Source organism: Streptomyces sp. NPDC107498 (genome assembly GCF_055582805.1).
The window spans coordinates 1-17032 of the sequence record NZ_JBVJPE010000036.1; the positions used below are offsets into that span (position 1 = coordinate 1).

At 71.8% G+C, this 17032-nt stretch carries 12 protein-coding genes and 1 pseudogene; 10 read left to right on the forward strand and 3 right to left on the reverse strand.

Features of this window, described 5'->3' with window-relative positions; genetic code table 11:
* Nucleotides 1–133: 133 nt before the first annotated feature.
* The 3 genes and pseudogenes from ACZ66Z_RS34915 to ACZ66Z_RS34925 form a co-directional block, all read right to left on the reverse strand.
* Nucleotides 134–325 (reverse strand): hypothetical protein, encoded by a 192-nt coding sequence (locus ACZ66Z_RS34915; RefSeq protein ID WP_469939865.1) that lies wholly within the window; start codon nucleotides 323–325, stop codon nucleotides 134–136.
* A 185-nt stretch (nucleotides 326–510) separates the two neighbouring features.
* Nucleotides 511–2022, reverse strand: coding sequence for a PucR family transcriptional regulator (locus ACZ66Z_RS34920; protein WP_469939866.1), 1512 nt, complete (start codon nucleotides 2020–2022; stop codon nucleotides 511–513).
* Nucleotides 2023–2529: 507 nt separating this feature from the next.
* Nucleotides 2530–3780: pseudogene (locus ACZ66Z_RS34925) on the reverse strand (glycoside hydrolase family 10-like protein); the annotation flags it as partial.
* Nucleotides 3781–4263: 483 nt separating this feature from the next.
* On the opposite strand from ACZ66Z_RS34925, the gene ACZ66Z_RS34930 reads away from it, so the two are divergent.
* The 10 genes from ACZ66Z_RS34930 (at nucleotide 4264) to ACZ66Z_RS34975 (ending at nucleotide 17031) form a co-directional block, all read left to right on the forward strand.
* On the forward strand, nucleotides 4264–5880 hold the full coding sequence (locus tag ACZ66Z_RS34930; protein ID WP_469939868.1) for a peptide ABC transporter substrate-binding protein: 1617 nt from the start codon (nucleotides 4264–4266) through the stop codon (nucleotides 5878–5880).
* Between the two features lie 72 nt (nucleotides 5881–5952).
* Complete coding sequence (locus tag ACZ66Z_RS34935; RefSeq protein ID WP_469939923.1) at nucleotides 5953–6879, forward strand: ABC transporter permease; 927 nt, start codon at nucleotides 5953–5955, stop codon at nucleotides 6877–6879.
* The gene (locus tag ACZ66Z_RS34940) at nucleotides 6872–7813 is read left to right on the forward strand and encodes an ABC transporter permease (protein ID WP_469939870.1); all 942 of its coding nucleotides are present in this window, start codon (nucleotides 6872–6874) and stop codon (nucleotides 7811–7813) included. Before ACZ66Z_RS34935 ends, ACZ66Z_RS34940 begins: the two co-directional genes overlap by 8 nt.
* A 6-nt stretch (nucleotides 7814–7819) precedes the next feature.
* Nucleotides 7820–8824 carry an ABC transporter ATP-binding protein gene (locus ACZ66Z_RS34945; protein ID WP_469939872.1) on the forward strand — a complete coding sequence of 335 codons (1005 nt, stop codon included), beginning with the start codon at nucleotides 7820–7822 and terminating at the stop codon, nucleotides 8822–8824.
* On the forward strand, nucleotides 8808–9818 hold the full coding sequence (locus ACZ66Z_RS34950; RefSeq protein ID WP_469939873.1) for an ABC transporter ATP-binding protein: 1011 nt from the start codon (nucleotides 8808–8810) through the stop codon (nucleotides 9816–9818). Before ACZ66Z_RS34945 ends, ACZ66Z_RS34950 begins: the two co-directional genes overlap by 17 nt.
* Before the next feature lie 198 nt (nucleotides 9819–10016).
* Nucleotides 10017–11240 (forward strand): C39 family peptidase, encoded by a 1224-nt coding sequence (locus tag ACZ66Z_RS34955; protein WP_469939875.1) that lies wholly within the window; start codon nucleotides 10017–10019, stop codon nucleotides 11238–11240.
* 534 nt (nucleotides 11241–11774) lie between these two features.
* On the forward strand, nucleotides 11775–13817 hold the full coding sequence (locus tag ACZ66Z_RS34960; protein ID WP_469939877.1) for a S9 family peptidase: 2043 nt from the start codon (nucleotides 11775–11777) through the stop codon (nucleotides 13815–13817).
* 5 nt (nucleotides 13818–13822) lie between these two features.
* The gene (locus ACZ66Z_RS34965; RefSeq protein ID WP_469939878.1) at nucleotides 13823–14776 is read left to right on the forward strand and encodes a S66 peptidase family protein; all 954 of its coding nucleotides are present in this window, start codon (nucleotides 13823–13825) and stop codon (nucleotides 14774–14776) included.
* Complete coding sequence (locus ACZ66Z_RS34970; RefSeq protein ID WP_469939879.1) at nucleotides 14773–15636, forward strand: M55 family metallopeptidase; 864 nt, start codon at nucleotides 14773–14775, stop codon at nucleotides 15634–15636. The genes ACZ66Z_RS34965 and ACZ66Z_RS34970 overlap by 4 nt, the downstream gene beginning before the upstream one ends.
* A gap of 42 nt (nucleotides 15637–15678) precedes the next feature.
* Nucleotides 15679–17031 carry a M20/M25/M40 family metallo-hydrolase gene (locus ACZ66Z_RS34975; RefSeq protein ID WP_469939881.1) on the forward strand — a complete coding sequence of 451 codons (1353 nt, stop codon included), beginning with the start codon at nucleotides 15679–15681 and terminating at the stop codon, nucleotides 17029–17031.
* Nucleotide 17032: the final 1 nt, after the last annotated feature.

Below are 17032 nucleotides of genomic sequence, written 5' to 3' on the forward strand. Positions count from 1 at the left end.
AACATCGAGGTCGCGGTGGCGTGGCTGATCTTGGTGACGGCGTGGGCCTCGCCGGCGGCGGTGAGGACGCCGACGCCGGGGGCGAAGAGGGCGCCGGTGACGAGCGCCAGAGCGGTGAGGACGGACCGGATTCTCATACGGGTTCTCCTGTCTGAACGGATGGGGTGGGGCGGTCCTCCGGTGCGGGTGCCGCCCAGTCCGCGCCGGCCTCGACCACGGTCGTGAGCCGGACGTGGGGGGCGACACGGGCGCGCAGCGTGCGGACGTTCGCACGCAGCGCACCGAGGTCGATCTCGGCGCGAGCCCCGGCAGGCGGAGGGATCATGGACGGTCCTCTCTGTTCCTGTGGCTGCCGGCCTCGGTGATCCCCGGCGGGGTCGGTGCTCCCGTGAGGGGAGGACCTCCGCGAGCGTCCGCCATCAGGCCCGACCGACAGGCGTACGGTAGGAACAGGCACGCCTGTCTCGAAATGGACGTCATGTCGATCCGTCCGGAGGCGTCCTGGACCGTTTAGCCCTTTGAGGGAACGGCGTTCCTGTACTTCTGCTGGTGGGCGGGGGGCCTGCCCACCGCCCGCGCCGTCAGCGCCAGCCAGAGGTCGACCCGGTCCTCCGCCCGGTCCTGCTGTCGCCCCGTCAGCCTGGCCACCTTCTCGATGCGGTTCTGGACGGTGTGCCGGTGCAGGCCCAGCAGGGAAGACGTCTCGGCCCAGGAGCCGTTCGTCTCGAGCCATACGCGAAGGGTCTCGGTGAGTTCCCCGCCCGGGTCCGCGGCGTCGAGCGGTGCCAGGACGGTGTCGGCGAAGGCCGCCAGGGTCGCGGGACTGCCCAGGCTCAGCAGGAGCCTGACCGACCCCGCCTCCGAGGCGCTCACGGGCCGTCCCAGCTCGGTGCTGGAGGACAGCAGGGCGATCGCCTGCCGGAGCGAGAGCGCCGCGTGCTGCGGGGCGACGGCCGGACCTATCCCCGCTGGAAGGCCCGTCGCGAAGCGGCGGAGCACCGCTGACGTGTCCACATCCTCCGGAACGACCATCTCGACCGTCTCGCCGGTCACGCGCGCGAGTCCTCCGGGCACCGCCAGGGCGAGGTCTGCCGCGAGCTCCACCGGTTCGCCGGCCGCTCGCACGGCGATGGCCCGGACGGAGGCCGAGGCGACGTCGGCCGTCCGCAGCAGGGATCTCGCCTGGTCCGCGGTGACGTCGGGATGGAAGAGCCTGGCCAGAAGGGCCGCACGGCGACGGCGCTGCGGCTCGTCGGCCAGGTGACGGCGTTCCAGTTCGACGGAGAGCAGTGACACGAGGACGCTGATCAGCAGCCGGGCCTCCGGCGAGTCCGCGTCGAGCAGGACGAGGAAGCCGCGCGGGCGGGTCGTTCCGAGGGGCTGGACCACGAGCCTCCCGCAGGGCAGGTCCGCGCCGCCGCTTCCCCGGAGGCCGTGCAGGGCGACGGTCTCGATCACCGCGGTAGCGTTCGCCAGCAGTTCCTGCCCGTCGGTCCCCGCCGACCCGAGGAGCCTTCCCGAGGAATCGCACACGGCCACGCCCGAGTTGACCGCCTGGTGCCAGGACGACAGGAGACCCGCCAGCCCGTCCCCGGAGGCGGCCGCCGAGGACAGTCGGCGCTGTGTGCGGAGGGTCCGTTCCAGCAGGCGTCGCTCCTCGGACGCCCTGGCCACGAAGACCGCTTTGGTGATGGAGGCGAAGGGGACGTTCGGCGGAGCGGTGAGCAAGGGCAGTCCGGCCCGCTCCGCATGGGCGCTCAGAGCGGCCGGAACCGTCTGCAGGGGCAGCCCCGGGCCCACTCCCACGATGAGGGCGGCGGCCTTGCCGCCGCTGAGCTCCCTCACGTAAGCCGCGCAGCCGGGCTCGTCGGTCGAAAGCAACAGCCCGTTGGTCATGACTGCTTCAGCGCCTTCGAGCCAGGCGGCGGGCCGGGTGTTCTCGGTCGCGTGTGCCGCCTCGACCACTCGGCCGAGTCCCGTACCGCCCGCCAGGAGGCGAAGGTGGAGAGAAGGGATGGCCAAGAGATCACGAACGGTGAGAGGCATGGGACGCATGGTCCATGAAGCGGCTTCGCCTGTCGACCGTTCGTCCAGGAGTGGGTTCCCCGGCGACGGATCCGTGAGGGAAGGGGGGAACGCGGCGACCGCCCCCCCGTGGGGAACGGTCGCCGCGCACCGTGAGGGTCAGTGCGCGGGGCGGGACAGCCTGCCCTGGCGCTGGACCCGGTCGACGGCGGACACCGCGTACCAGCAGTCTCCCGACGCGTCCGGGTCGTGGTGGACGACCTGCTTCCCGCCGGGAATCACGGCGACGAGGGAGGCGTCCCCTCCTCTTGGGTGACGGCCGGGATCTTCCGGGAACCGGTGCACCGCGTAACGGAACGGGACGTGCTCGTCGCCGTGGGCCCCGGCGCTGATGCGCAGGGAGGCCGTGCCGGTGCGGACGTCCCGCCGGACCTCGACGGTCGGCCGTCGCGGAAGCGGTCCCTCGTCGAGCCGGGCCGGCAAGGGGCCGAGGACCGGTCGGCGCCAGTGCGCGGTCCGCATGGCGGCGAAGTCCCCCACGCGATCGGCGCGGACGTCCTTGGCGCTGAAGAAGAGGTCGCCGCCGATGTCGGGGAGCGTGGCGTTGAGCGTCAAGTGGCGCGTCAGCTCCTTGCCGTCCTGCCACGGAGCGGGCTGCCCCGCGGCTCCCGACTTGTAGACCGCCTGTCCGATCCACAGCTCCGTGTCCGTGCCGCTGATCACCTCGGCCCACCACGGTGCGAGGACGGCGTAGTCGGCCACCGGCAACCCGATGTGCCAGTACACCTGGGGTGCGACGTAGTCGAGCCAACCCCGCTCGACCCATCCGCGGGTGTCCGCGTGCAGGCCGTCGTACGACTGGAAGGCGGCGGTCCGGGAACCGCGCGGATCCGTGGTGGCGTTGCGCCAGACGCCGAACGGGCTGATTCCGAAGAGCGCGTCCGGGCGTACGGCGCGTACGGCGTCCCGCATCTCGCGGACCATGAGGTCCACGTTGTGACGGCGCCAGGCCGCCTTGTCCGCGTGTCCCGCTCCGTACGTCCGGAACGTCTCCTCGTCGGGGAAGTCGGACCCCGCCACCGGGTAGGGGTAGAAGTAGTCGTCGAAGTGCACGCCGTCGATGTCGTACCGCCTGACGGCGTCGAGCATGGCCTCCTGGCAGAAGCGGCGCGCGGCCGGCACCCCGGGGTCGTAGTAGAGCTTGCCGCCGTAGGAGACGCTCCACTCCGGATGGACGCGGGCCGGATGCTCGGGCACCAGTGCGGACGGGTCGGCCTGCATGGAGACGCGGTACGGGTTGAACCAGGCGTGGAACGCGAGGCCGCGCTCGTGCGCCGTCTCCACCATGAAGCCCAGGGGGTCGTACCCGGGGTCCTCGCCCTGTGTGCCGGTGAGCCACTGGGACCAGGGTTCGAGGGGCGAGGGCCAGAACGCGTCGGCTGTCGGCCGGATCTGCACGAACAAGGCGTTGAACCCCCATGCGAGGGCTTCGTCCGCCAGGCGTGTGAACTCCGCGCGCTGGGCGGCGGCGTCCAGGTCCGCGCGACTCGGCCAGTCGATGTTGACCACGGAGGCGATCCACAGCCCTCGCATCTGTCGTTCGACGGGACCGACGGGACCGACGGGAGGCGCCGCGGCGTGGACCGGCGACGACGCGAGTGCCGCGGCACAGCCCGCCGCCGCGGCGGCGGCGAGGAGCGTGCGGCGGGGGAGGGCTGAGGGGGGCGAGGAACCAGCGGTGCGTTTCGGTGTCATGTCTGTCTCCGCGGGCGGCGTGACGAGGGGCGGGGAGCACGTCGGTGGGTCTGACGGCGGGGCGGGGCGGGAGCGGTGTTCCCCGGGATCGGCGAGCTTGCCGCATCCGTAACGTACGTAACTCTGGATGCCTGACATCGTTCTCTGTATCTTCTGTTTCGAAGGCGAGGGTGGGGCGTGCCGGTGCGGGCCGTCTCCGGCACGAGCGTGCGCGGGTTCTCCGCCGACGGCCGAGCGCCGGCGACGAGCGAGGAAGGACGCGTGACGGTCGAGGTGCCGCGGCCCATGCTCATCCTCCCGCAACCGCGGTGGCAACGACTCGATGTCCACCACCCCCCGGGGGGCCTGGACGTTCCGTCGATCGTCTCCCCGTCGGACGGATCCCTACCGTGTCGCCCCGGCCTCACTCCAAGAGCCTTCCGTTCGAACGCCGTTGGACGGCGTTTCCTCCGGACCGCCTTTCCGAAATGAGTACAGCGCACCATGAATCACATCCGGTCCGCTGCCCTCGCGGCAGCCACCGCTCTCACCGTCGTCGCATCCGCGTCCGCCTGCGGTCCGTCCGAGCCGGCGAAGGCGAAGGACTCGTCCGGCAAGCCCGGAGGCGCCTACTCGGTGGCGCTGACGGAACCCGACCACCTCCTGCCGGGCCGCACCACCAGCAGCTACTCCCTCCAGGTCCTGCAGGGGCTGTTCGACCCGCCCGCCGCGCTCGATCCGAAGGACGGCAGCGTGAAGCCGCTGGCCGCCGTCTCCTGGTCCACCGACGACAACGTCGTCTGGACCGTCACCTTCAGATCCGGGACCACCTTCCACAACGGCGAGAAGGTCACGGCGGCCAGCTTCGCGGACGCGTGGAACGCCGCCGCCTACGGACCGAACGCCTGGGACGCGAACTACTACTTCGCCCAGATCAAGGGCTACGACGCGCTCAATCCGGCGGAAGAGGGCGCCGAGCCGTCCGCGCGGACCCTGTCCGGTCTGAAGGTGCTCGACGAGACGACCCTCCAGGTCACCTTGAAGGCGCCCTTCGGCCAGTTCCCCATGCTGCTGTCCTTCCCCGCTTTCGCCCCCCTTCCCAAGGCGGCCGTCGCCAAGCCGGACGCCTTCGACGTCGCACCGATCGGAAACGGCCCCTACCGGCTCGACGGGGAGTGGGAACGCAACCAGAAGATCGAGCTGAAGAAGTTCTCCGGCTACCGCGGTTCCCGCAAGCCCATGGCCGACCGCATCGACTTCAAGATCTACACGAGCCGCGAGACCGCCTTCACCGAACTGCAGGCCGGCAACGTCGACGTCCTGACGACCGTCCCCGCCGCCAACTCGACGCAGGCCGAGCGCCTCTTCGGCGAACGCTTCTCCATCCGTCCCAGCGGGACCATGGACTACCTCGGACTGCCCGTGAAGGACCCGCGTTTCGCGGACCCCCGGATCCGCAAGGCCATCTCCATGGCCATCGACCGCAAGAGCATCACCCAGGCCATCTACAACGGCGTCTACAAGCCCGCGACCTCGATCGTCGGCGAGATGATCCCCGGACACCGCCCCGACGCCTGCGGCAGGACCTGCGCCTACGACCCGGCCGCCGCCAAGAAGCTGTTCGACGGGGCCGGCGGCCTCGACGGCCCCCTGGAGCTCTACTTCTCCAATGCGGACACCACGTACGAACAGTGGATGACCTCGGTCGCCAACCAGCTCAAGGACAACCTCGGCATCCAGGACGTGAAGTTCCGCAAGATGGCGCCCGCCGACCTGTCCTCGCTCCTCAACGACGGCAGGAACAAGGGCCCCTTCCGGCAGAACTGGGTCATCGACTACCCCAGCATCCAGAACTACCTCGACGGGCTCTACTACCCCGGCAACCGATCGGGCTGGAGCGACAAGGAGTTCGACGCCCTCGTGGCGAAGGGCAACGCCGCCCAGGGCGCGGAAGCCGTCGCGGCGTACCAGGAGGCGGAGGACATCGCCCTGCGCGAACTGCCGTACATCCCGCTCTGGAACTGGCAGGACCAGTCGGCGTGGAGCGACCGGATCGGGAACGTCGTCATCGACCCGTACGCCGCAGGCCTGCACCTGGACCGCGTCACCGTCAACGGCTGACGCCGCAACCGACCCTCCGTGGAGCACCTCCTCCGGCGCTCCGCACAGACCTACCCCTGGGGGCCGTCCGTCGTGTGGAGATTCGTCACCCGTCGCCTGCTGCACGCCCTTCCCGTACTCCTCGGCACCACCTTCCTCATCTACACGCTCGTCTTCGTCCTGCCCGGCGACCCCATCCAGGGACTCGCCGGTGACAAACCCGTGCCGCCGGCGGTCCTCGCCGAGCTGCACGCCCGCCACCACCTCGACGACCCCTTGTGGGTGCAGTACGCGCACTACCTCACCGGCCTGTTCACGGGCGACCTCGGCACCACCTTCACCGGCCGCGACGTGTGGGACCTGCTCGCCGACCGATGGGTCGTCACGCTGCAACTCGGCCTGACCGCCTGGATCCTGGAAGTGGTCATCGGAATGGCCCTCGGGGTCTGGGCAGGTCTCCGGAAGGGCAGATGGGACGACAGCGCGGTGCTCTTCGGCACCACCCTGATCCTCTCGATACCGGTCTTCGTCGTCGGATACCTGGCCCAGCTCGTCTTCGGCGTGCAGCTCGGCTGGCTGCCGGTGGCCGGCACCGGAGGGGGATGGCCCCTGGCCTATCTCCTGCCCGGGTTCGTCCTCGCCTCGTTCGGCCTCGCCTACGTCGCCAGGCTCACGCGCAGTTCCCTCATCGAGAACCTGCGGGCCGACTACGTGCGCACCGCCCACTCCAAGGGGCTGAGCCGACGCCGCGTCGTGATCAGGCACACCCTGCGCAACTCACTGATCCCCGTGGTCACCTTCCTCGGACTGGAACTGGGCGGCCTCATGGCCGGCGCCGTCGTCACCGAGTACATCTTCAACCTGCCGGGCGTCGGCCAGCTGCTCTTCCAGTCCATCCAGCTCCGCGAAGGTCCCGTCGTGGTGGGCACCACGACGGCCCTCGTTCTCGTCTTCCTGCTCGCGAACCTGCTCGTGGACCTGCTCTACGGGCTGCTCGATCCGAGGATCCGCCATGACTGACACCACCAGGACCCCGGAGGACGCGCGCGAAGCCGCCGAGCACACCGCGGCACCCGACGCGGCGCGCCCGCCGTCCCGGGAGCGGGCCTCCCTCAGCAAGGACGCATGGCTCGAACTGCGGGCCCGCCCCACCGTGTGGGCCGCCCTGATCACCCTGCTCCTCATGACGGCCATGGCCCTGGCGCCCGACGTCCTCACCTCGCTGCTCACCGAAGGAGGAGACCGCTGCGACCTGGCCGCGTCCCAACAGGGCCCCTCCGTCGGCCACCCCTTCGGATTCGACCTGCAAGGCTGTGACTACCTGGCCCAGGTCATCCGCGGCACCCGTCCTTCGCTGATCGCCGGCCTCGCCGTGACGGCCGCCTCCCTCCTGATCGCCGTCGTGCTCGGGCTGCTGTGCGGCTTCTACGGCGGCTGGCTCGACGCCGTCGTCTCCCGGGTGACCGACGTCTTCTTCGGCCTGCCCTTCGTGCTCGGAGCCACCGTCATCCTGGTCGCCTTCCCGGACCACGGTCTCGGCGCCATGATCCTCGTCCTGACCGTGCTGGGCTGGACGACCATGACGCGCATCATGCGCTCCCAGGCCATCGCCCTGGCCGACGCCGACTACGTGCGGGCCGCCCGCATGCTGGGAGCCCGCCCCGCGCGCCTCATGGTGCGCCACATCCTCCCCAACGCGATCACGCCCGTCATCGTGGTCGCCATGCTGAACGTCGGAGCCGTCATCTCCGGCGAAGCGACGCTCGACTTCCTCGGCGTCGGACTCCAGTACCCCCAGGTCTCCTGGGGACTCCAGCTGAACGCGGCCCAGGCCTTCGTCCTCGACCACCCCCACCTGCTGTTCTTCCCCGCCCTCTTCCTGTCCGCGACGGTCCTGAGCTTCATCCTCCTCGGCGACGCCGTACGAGACGCCTTCGATCCCCGTCTGAAATGAGCGACCATGTCCCCTGCCGCACAGCCCCTCCTGGAGGTCGAGGACCTCTGCGTCGAATTCCGCACGAGACGCGGCACGATCCGGGCGGTGAACGGACTCTCCTACACCCTGCGCGAAGGCGAGACCCTGGCCCTGCTCGGAGAGTCGGGATCGGGCAAGTCCGTCGCGGCACAGGCCGTCATGGGGCTGCTCGACACCCCTCCGGCGCACATCACCCGCGGTGCCGTGCGGCTGCGCGGCGACGATCTGCTCGCCATGCCCCCGGAGCGCCACCGGGCAGTGCGGGGAACGCGCCTCTCCATGATCTTCCAGGACGCGCTCACCGCGCTCAATCCCGTGCTGTCGGTGGGCGACCAGCTGGCCGAGGTGTACCGGGTGCACCGGGGCACGGGACGCAAGGCCGCGTTCGCGCGCGCCGTCGCCCTGATGGACCGCGTCCGCATTCCCGCCGCCGCACGCAGGGTCCACGACTACCCCCACCAGTTCTCCGGAGGGATGCGCCAGCGCGTCATGATCGCGATGGCGCTCGCGCTCGACCCGGAGGTCGTCATCGCGGACGAACCCACCACGGCCCTCGACGTCACCGTCCAGGCCCAGATCATGCGCCTGCTCGGACAACTCCAGGACGAGACCCGCATGGGCCTGCTGCTGATCACCCATGACCTCGGCGTCGTCGCCGAGGCGGCCGACCGGATCACCGTCATGTACGCCGGCCGCACGGTGGAGTCCGCGTCGGCGGAAGACCTCTACGCCCGCCCCGGCCACCCCTACACCCGGGGCCTGCTCGACTCGGTGCCCCGTCTGGACCGCCTGGGAAAACCCCTCGTCCCCATCGCCGGCGCTCCGCCTCCACCGTCCTCGATCCCCGCGGGGTGCGCCTTCCACCCCCGGTGCCCGCGGGCCGAGCCGCGCTGCGGCAGCGAAGCACCGCCCCTCCGGACGCTTTCACCCGCAGGACACCGCAGCGCCTGCCACTTCGCCGAGGAGGTCCACGATGCCCCCGTCGGCTGAGACCGCTCCGCCCCTCCTGCAAGCCACGGCGCTCACCCGCCACTTCCCGATCACGGAAGGCGTGCTGTGGAAACACCGCACCGGGGCGGTCAGAGCGGTCGACGGCGTCGACCTGACCGTCCGAAGCGCGGAGACGCTCGGCATCGTGGGCGAATCCGGATGCGGAAAGTCCACCCTCGCCTCCCTCCTGATGGCCCTGGACCGGCCCACCTCGGGCACGGTGACGATCGGCGGACAGGACCTCTTCTCCCTCTCCGGGAACGAACTGCGCGCGCTTCGCCGCCGCGTGCAGATGGTCCTGCAGGACCCGTACACCTCGCTCGACCCGAGGATGACGGCCGGACAGATCGTCGGGGAACCCTTCGTCGTCCACCCCGAAGCGGTGCCCCGGGCCGATCGCGGCCGACGCGTGGCCGAGCTGTTCGAAACCGTCGGCCTCGATCCCGCCCACCGCGACCGCTACCCGCACCAGTTCTCCGGCGGACAACGTCAGCGCCTGGGAATCGCACGGGCCCTGGCACTGGGACCGCGACTGCTCCTGTGCGACGAGCCGGTGTCCGCCCTGGACGTCTCCGTCCAGGCGCAGGTCCTCAACCTGCTCCAGGACCTCCGCCGCGACCTCGACCTCGCCTGCGTCTTCATCTCCCACGACCTCGCGGTCGTCCAGCACCTGTGCGACCGGATCGCGGTGATGTACCTCGGGAAGATCGTGGAGACCGGCACCCGCGAGCAGATCTACACGACCCCCCGCCACCCCTACACCCGTGCTCTCCTCGCCGCCGCCCCCGTACCGGACCCGGGGCGACGCGCGTCCGATGAGGCACACCTCCTGGAAGGAGACCTGCCGTCCCCGGCCTCGCCGCCGTCCGGCTGCCGCTTCCGGACCCGCTGCCCCCACGCCCGCGAGCAGTGCCTGACGGAACCCGAACTGCGCACACGCGACGGGGCCGACCATCCGACCGCCTGTCACTTCCCCGTCGACACCACGCGATGAAGGACGAGCCCGCCGGCCGCGCCGCGGTCCTCACGACCGCCGTCGAGGCGCCTCGCGTACCGGACTGAGCGCGGCACCGACCCGAACCGGCCTGGGGGTCCTGATCAGGAACCCCAGGCCGTTACCATGTGGGCCCCGTCCCGGCACCGGCGTCAGGCCGGGCCGTACCCGGAGCTACAAGAGAGCGGCAGGAAGCCCGTGACAGGCGAGAACCGTGGGCGAGGCAGCGGCCCCCTCATGCCGCAGGCGGTGCTGCACCGATGGTCGGAGGCCCGTCACTTCACCGATGCCGTCTTCAGGGGCACCGCCTGGTCCGACGGGGCCGTGCGCCTGCGGAGCGTCGAGGGCCGTGAGGCCTTCGTGGACCACCACGGCCACGCGACCCTGGAGTGGGACTACGCCTCCTGCTCGACCGGCTGGAGTGACCTGCCGTTCCCGGCCGAGGAGCTCATCCCCTCGTGGACGGCCCTCACGCCGGCCGGCACCCGGCTGATGGTACGGCTGCGCGTGCGCGACGCGGCGGGGGCCACGTCTCCCTGGTACGTCATGGCGCACTGGGCCTCGGAGGACACGGTGGTGCACCGCACCACCGTGCCCGGTCAGACCGGCCCGTTCGGAACGGCGGACGTGGACGTGTTCGTGGCGGCCCCCGGCAGGCCCGTCTCGGCGTACGAACTGGAGGTCCGGCTCGCGCGCGTCCGGGGCGTCGCCGAGGGCCCCGTCGTCCAGGCCCTGTACCTCGCCGCGTCGTCGGCGCCCCCCGACCACCACCGAGCGGTCAGCGGTCCCGCCGGGGCGTGGGGCAAGATCCTCGACGTCCCCCGGCGTTCCCAGGAACTGCACACCGGCCACAGTCCCCAGTGGGACGGGGGCGGGGAAGCGTGGTCGGCCCCGACCTGCACCGCGATGCTCGTCGAGTACTTCGGCCACGGCCCGGACGCCGGGGAGATGGCGTGGATCGATCCCGCCGACACCGCGCCCCAGGTCGACTTCACCGCTCGCGCCGTCTACGACTACGCCTACAAAGGGTGCGGCAACTGGGCCTTCAACGCCGCCCACCCGGCCCGCTACGGGCTCGGTGGGATGGTCACGCGGCTGCGCTCGCTGAGCGAGCTCGAACGGTTCATCTGCGCGGGCATACCGATCGCCACGGCCCAGAGTTTCCGCATCGGCGAGCTCTTGGGAGCGGGTTACTCGCCGGCCGGAAGCATCAAGATCGTCTGCGGCTTCACGACCGACGGCGACGTGGTGGTCAACGACCCGCTCTCGGCCACCGACGAAGAGGTGCGGCGCACCTACCCGCGCGGCGAGTTCGAGCGCGTATGGCTGTCGGCCTCGGGCGGCGGGGGAGTGGTCTACCTCGTCCGTCCCCACGATCTGCCCCTGCCCGCCAACGTGACCGGTCTGGACCCCAACTGGTAGGCCGTGAAGCACGGCCGGCCGGCCTCCGCGGAGGACGACGAAACGTCGTGCCCCGCTTCGTCGGCCGGGACCTTTTGTTGATCGCCCGGAGCCACCGTGCCTCACTAGCGTGAGGGGCATGAGAACGGCTCCGCCGCATCGGTGCGGTTCACGGGACGAGCGCGACGAGAACGTCCCCGTCCGGCCACCCCGGCCACCTCGGCCCGTCGTTCCGGCTCTGCGGCCCTGAGGCCGGTGCCCCGCGTCCGGGCCACCGGCGCACGCAGGGCCGAGAAGGCGCTTCCCGGACGCACGGCCCCCCCCGTACGAAGCGATCGCACACCACTGATCCGCATGCCCCGCTCCGCCGTGCACCGCGGTCCGGCCGACGGCGCGGCACCGGGGCTCGCCTCCCGCTCCGTGACGACCTCCGTGACGACCTCCATGACGACGGCTCACGCCGCAGCCCGGCCGGATCGCGTCCGTTCCCGGCCGTGACCCCTCCCTTCCTGACCCCATCGACGTCATTCGCATGGCCACAAGGCGGTATCCCCGATGAACCACTCCTCTTCCACACGAGATGCGCCCCCCGCGTTCCGGGCCTGGGACTCCGACATCAGCGCCGCGGCCGTCGCCCGCCAGGACGGGACGCCGGGGTGGGTCTCCCTCGTCGGCGACGAAGTGTGGTGGGACGAACCACGACCCCACGAGTCCGGTCGCCGTTGTGTCGTGCGCGCGAAACCGGACGGCACGGTCGAGGACGCGCTTCCGCCGGGGTTCGATGCGCGCAACCGTCTGCACGAGTACGGCGGCCGCTCCTGGCGCCCCACCGGCGCCGGCCTGGTCTTCACCCACTGGCACGACCAGCGCCTCTACGTCCACCACCCGGATGCCGGGGACGCGCCCAGGCCCCTCACACCCGCGCGCGGAAACGTCACCTACGGCGATCTCTACGCACCGCCGTCACGCGACGAGGTCTGGGCCGTCCGCGAGACGCGCCTCGACGGAGTGCGTGACGTCGAGCGTGCCCTCGTGGCGGTCTCGCTCGGCACGGGCACCGAACGGACGATCTGTGCGACCCACCACTTCATGACGTGCCCCAGGCTGTCCCCGGACGGCCGTCACCTGTCCTGGATCGGCTGGAACCACCCGAACATGCCGTGGGACGGCACGGAGCTGTGCGTCGCCCCGATGAGGCGGGACGGCACCGCCGGCGTGCACAGGGTGAGGGCGGGCGGCTCCAGGGAGTCCGTGGTCCAGGCCGAATGGAAGGACGGCGACAGCCTCTGGGCGGTCACCGACCCCGACGGCTGGTGGACCCTGCACGTCGTGCCCGTCCACGAGGGCCGTGCCCGGGCCGTCACCGCCGTCGAGGAGGAGTTCGGCGGCGCTCTGTGGAAGCCCGGCGCCACGTGGTTCGCCCCCCTTCCCGACGGCCGGGCCGTGGCCGTCCACGGAACGGGTGCCGGGCGGCGCATCTCCCTCGTGGACCCCGCTGCCGACCGCGGACGGCCCGTGCTCACCGATCTCGGCCTTCCCTACACCGATTTCGTCCAGAGCATCGACGCCGACGCGAGCCGCCTGGTCGCCGCCGGGGCCGGCCCGGTCCTCCCCTACGGCGTCTTCACCACGGACCTCCCCCGCCCCGGCGCCGCCGACCACCGCGACCCACGGGTCCTCTCCTCCCCGACGTCACCGGTCGACCCCGCCTGGCTGCCGCACCCCACGGCCAGAGCCCTCCGCCGCGACGCCACGGCACCGGCGGGTGACGGCCCCACGAGCGCCGACCCCCTGGTGCACGCCCACACCTACCCTCCCACCCACCCCCGCCGCGCCACGCCGGAAGGACGGCGCCCGCCCTGGGTGATCTTCGTGCACGGCGGTCCCACCGGCGACCACCCGATGGTGCACGACCTCGAGATCGCCTACTTCACCAGCCGCGGCATCGGCGTCGCGACGGTCGACTACGGAGGATCCGTCGGATACGGCCGCGCCTACCGGGAGCGTCTCAACGGCGCCTGGGGCATCGTCGACGTCCAGGACTGCGTGACCGTCGCGCGGGCCCTGGTGGCCGAAGGCCTCGCCGATCCCGGACGACTGGCGATCCGCGGAGGAAGCGCGGGGGGCTGGACCGCGCTCGCCGCCCTCACGCACACGGACGTCTTCGCCGGTGCGGTCTCCTTCTACGGCATCACCGACCCGCTCACCTGGGCGGCCACCACCCACGACTTCGAGTCCCGCTACCTGGACCGGCTGATCGGCCCCCTGCCGCGGAGCGCCGCACTGTACGAACAGCGCTCCCCGGTCCTCGCCGCAGGCGACGCCAGCGGCCCCGCCCTGCTGCTCCACGGCCTCGAGGACGCCATCGTGGATCCCGCGCAGTCGTCCGCCATGGTCCGGGCCCTGCGGGCGGCAGGCACGGCCTGCGAGCACGTGGAGTTCCCGGGGGAACGCCACGGCTGGCGGCACGCCGAGACGATCCGGGCGGCCCTCGACGCCGAGATCCGCTTCTACGAACGGATCTTCGCCCCTCCTCGCGGACCCGCGGCGGAGACGGCCGGCCCCACGGATCCACCGGCTCCCGCGAACCGGTCATGACGGCCGTGACCACGCCGCACGCCGCCGCGGGGAACTCCCACGAGCAGCACCGCACCCATCCTCCGTTCCTCCGCAGGGGCGACACCGTGGCCGTCGTCGCCCCCGCCGGGCCGGTGGACGAGCGCGAGACGGCCATGGCCCTGGACCTGCTGGAAGGGTGGGGCCTCAGGCCGCGCACCACTCCCCGGCTCTCCGCCACCCGCCGCGGCTACCTCGCCGGTTCCGACGACGAACGCCTCGACGACTTCACCGAGGCCTGGCTCGATCCCGAGGTGCGAGCGGTCCTCTGCGCACGAGGCGGATACGGCACCCAGCGCATCGCGGACCGCCTCGACCCCCGTCGCCTCGCGACCGCGGGTCCCAAGTTCCTCGTCGGCTCCAGCGACATCACCTGCCTGCATCACGCACTGGGCGAGGGGCTCCGCCTGGTGACGCTCCACGGCCCCATGCCCGCCTGCCGGCCCGTCCACGAGGACGAACCCACTGCCACGGCCCTCCACGCGGCCCTCTTCGGGCCGTCACCGCGCTCGCTGCCCCTGGACGGACCCGTCCTCGTTCCCGGACGTGCCGAGGGGATTCTCACCGGCGGAAACCTCACCCTGCTCGCCTCGTCGCTCGGGACCCCCACCGCGCCCGCCACCGACGGCCGCCTCCTCGTGCTCGAGGACGTCGGCGAGGAGCCCTACCGCCTGGACCGGTCCCTGACCCAGCTCGGACGTGCCGGCGTCCTGCAGCGAACGGCCGGTGTCGTCCTCGGCGACTTCACCGACTGCGGCCCTCCGGACCAGGTGGACGCCCTGATGCGCGACCGTCTGTCGGACCTCGGCGTCCCCGTGGCGGCGGGACTGCCCGCCGGCCACGGACCACGCCAGCTCACCCTCCCCCTGGGGGCACGCGCGGTGCTCGAGACGGGCCTGCGCCGCCTCACCCTCCCCCCGCAGCAAAGGACCACGGAATGACGCGAGTTCTCGTCTCCGCGGACATGGAAGGCGCCACCGGCGTCACGTGCCCCGACGACGTCGAACCGGGCACCCCCTCCTGGGAGCGCATGCGCCCGCTCTTCACCGGCGACGTCAACGCCGTCGTCGACGGCCTCTTCGCCGGCGGCGCGAGCGACGTACTGGTCAACGACGCCCACTACACCCAGCGCAACCTGCTCCTCGAGGCCCTCGACCCCCGCGCGCGCCTGCTCACCGGCCGCCACAAGCCGCTGGGCATGATGGCGGGGATCGACCTGGTCGACGCGGTCGTCTTCCTCGGCTACCACACGGGCGCCGGCCGGCAGGGAGTGCTTTCGCACACCTACCTCGGAACCGGGCTGACGGGCTTCCGCATCGACGGCGAACCGGCCGACGAAGGCCGGATGAACGCACTGGTCGCCGAGGAACACGGCGTCCCCGTCGTCCTGGTGACCGGCGACGACCTCATCTGCGGGGCAGCCCGGACCTGGGCCCCCGGGGCCCTCGTCGTGGCGGTCAAGGAATGCGTCAGCCGGTACGCCGCCATCTGTCTTCCTCCCGCACGAAGCGCCGAGCTGCTGCGCGCCCGGGCCACCGAGGCCGCCCGCCTCCCCCGTGTCCGGTGCGACGGCGCGGACGCGGACATCCCGCGGGAGCGCGCCGCCCCCGCCCGGCCCCACCGCTTCGAGCTCGACTTCCACGCACCCCACCTGGCGGCGGCGGTGCTCGCCGTCCCCACCGTCGAACCCAACGGTCCGCTGGGCGTCGCCTTCACCGCACCGAGTGCGACCACCGGGGCCCGGACCTTCAAAGTGTGCACCTCCATCGCCGGTACGGCGATGGAGGACCACTTCGACTGACCGCCCGACGCCCGTGCCCGACCTACCTTCGTGGAGCAGTTCGTGACCGCCACCAGACCGCCCGGACCGCCGGGCCCGCACGACGGCCATGTCACCGATGTCGCCGAACTGTGCACGGACCTCCTGCGCATCGACACCGCCAACCCGGGAGACGGGTCGGGACCCGGCGAGCGGCAGGCCGCCGAGTACGTCGCCGAAGCCCTGGACGAGGCCGGTGTCCGTGCCACCCTCACCGAACCGCGGCACCGCCGCACCAGCGTCCTGGCCCGAATCGACGGCGAGGACCCCCGCCTGCCGCCCCTGCTCGTCCACGGGCACCTCGACACCGTGCCCGCCGAGCCCCGCGACTGGACCCTGCACCCCCTTTCCGGAGACCTGCACCACGGCTGCCTGTGGGGACGCGGCGCGGTCGACATGAAGGGGACCCTCGCCATGACCCTGTCCCTGGTGCGCGCCTGGGCCCGCACGGGACAGAGGCCGCGACGTGACCTGGTCCTCGCCTTCCTCGCGGACGAGGAGTCGACCGGCGCGTACGGATCCCGGCACGTCACGACCGCGCACAGGGACCACTTCGCCGGCGTCGAGGAGGCGATCAGCGAGTCCGGCGGCTTCTCGATCACGACGAGACCCATCCACGCCGGGCCGGACGCGCGCGTGTACCCCATAGCCGTCGGAGAGCGCGGTACGGCGTGGATGCGGCTCACCGCCCACGGCACGGCGGGACACGGATCGGGGCCCGGGCAGGACAACGCGGTGGTGGAACTGGTCCACGCCCTCTCCCGGCTCGCCGCCCATCGCTGGCCCACCAGCCTCACCCCTGCCGTCCGCGCCCTGCTCGACGCACTCGACCGGACACTCGGGTTCCGGATCGATCGCACCCGGCTCGAGGAAGAAGCGGCCCGCCTCGGCCCACTCGGGGAACTGTTCGACTGCACCGTCCGCAACACCGCCCATCCCACCGTGCTCACCGCCGGCGGCAAGGTCAACGTCATCCCGTCACGCGCCCACGCCGAGGTGGACGGCAGATTCCTTCCCGGCGAGCGGAGCGCCTTCCTGGAGACCGTCGACCGGCTCCTCGGCCCGAAGGTCACACGGGAGTTCATCAACTGCGAAGAGGCCGTCGCCGCCGATCACGAGGGGCCGGCCTTCAGCGCGATGGCCGAGGCGATCCGCAGCCAGGACCCCCACGCCCGTCCCGTGCCGTTCGTCCAGTCCGGAGGCACCGACGCCAAGGCCTTCGCGAAGATCGGCATCAGCACCTACGGTTTCGCGCCCCTCCTGCTCGACCCCCACCTGCACTACTTCGGCATGTTCCACGGAGTGGACGAACGCGTGCCCCTGTCCGGCCTCGCCTTCGGCGTCCGCGTCCTCCACCGGTTTCTCACCACCTACTGAG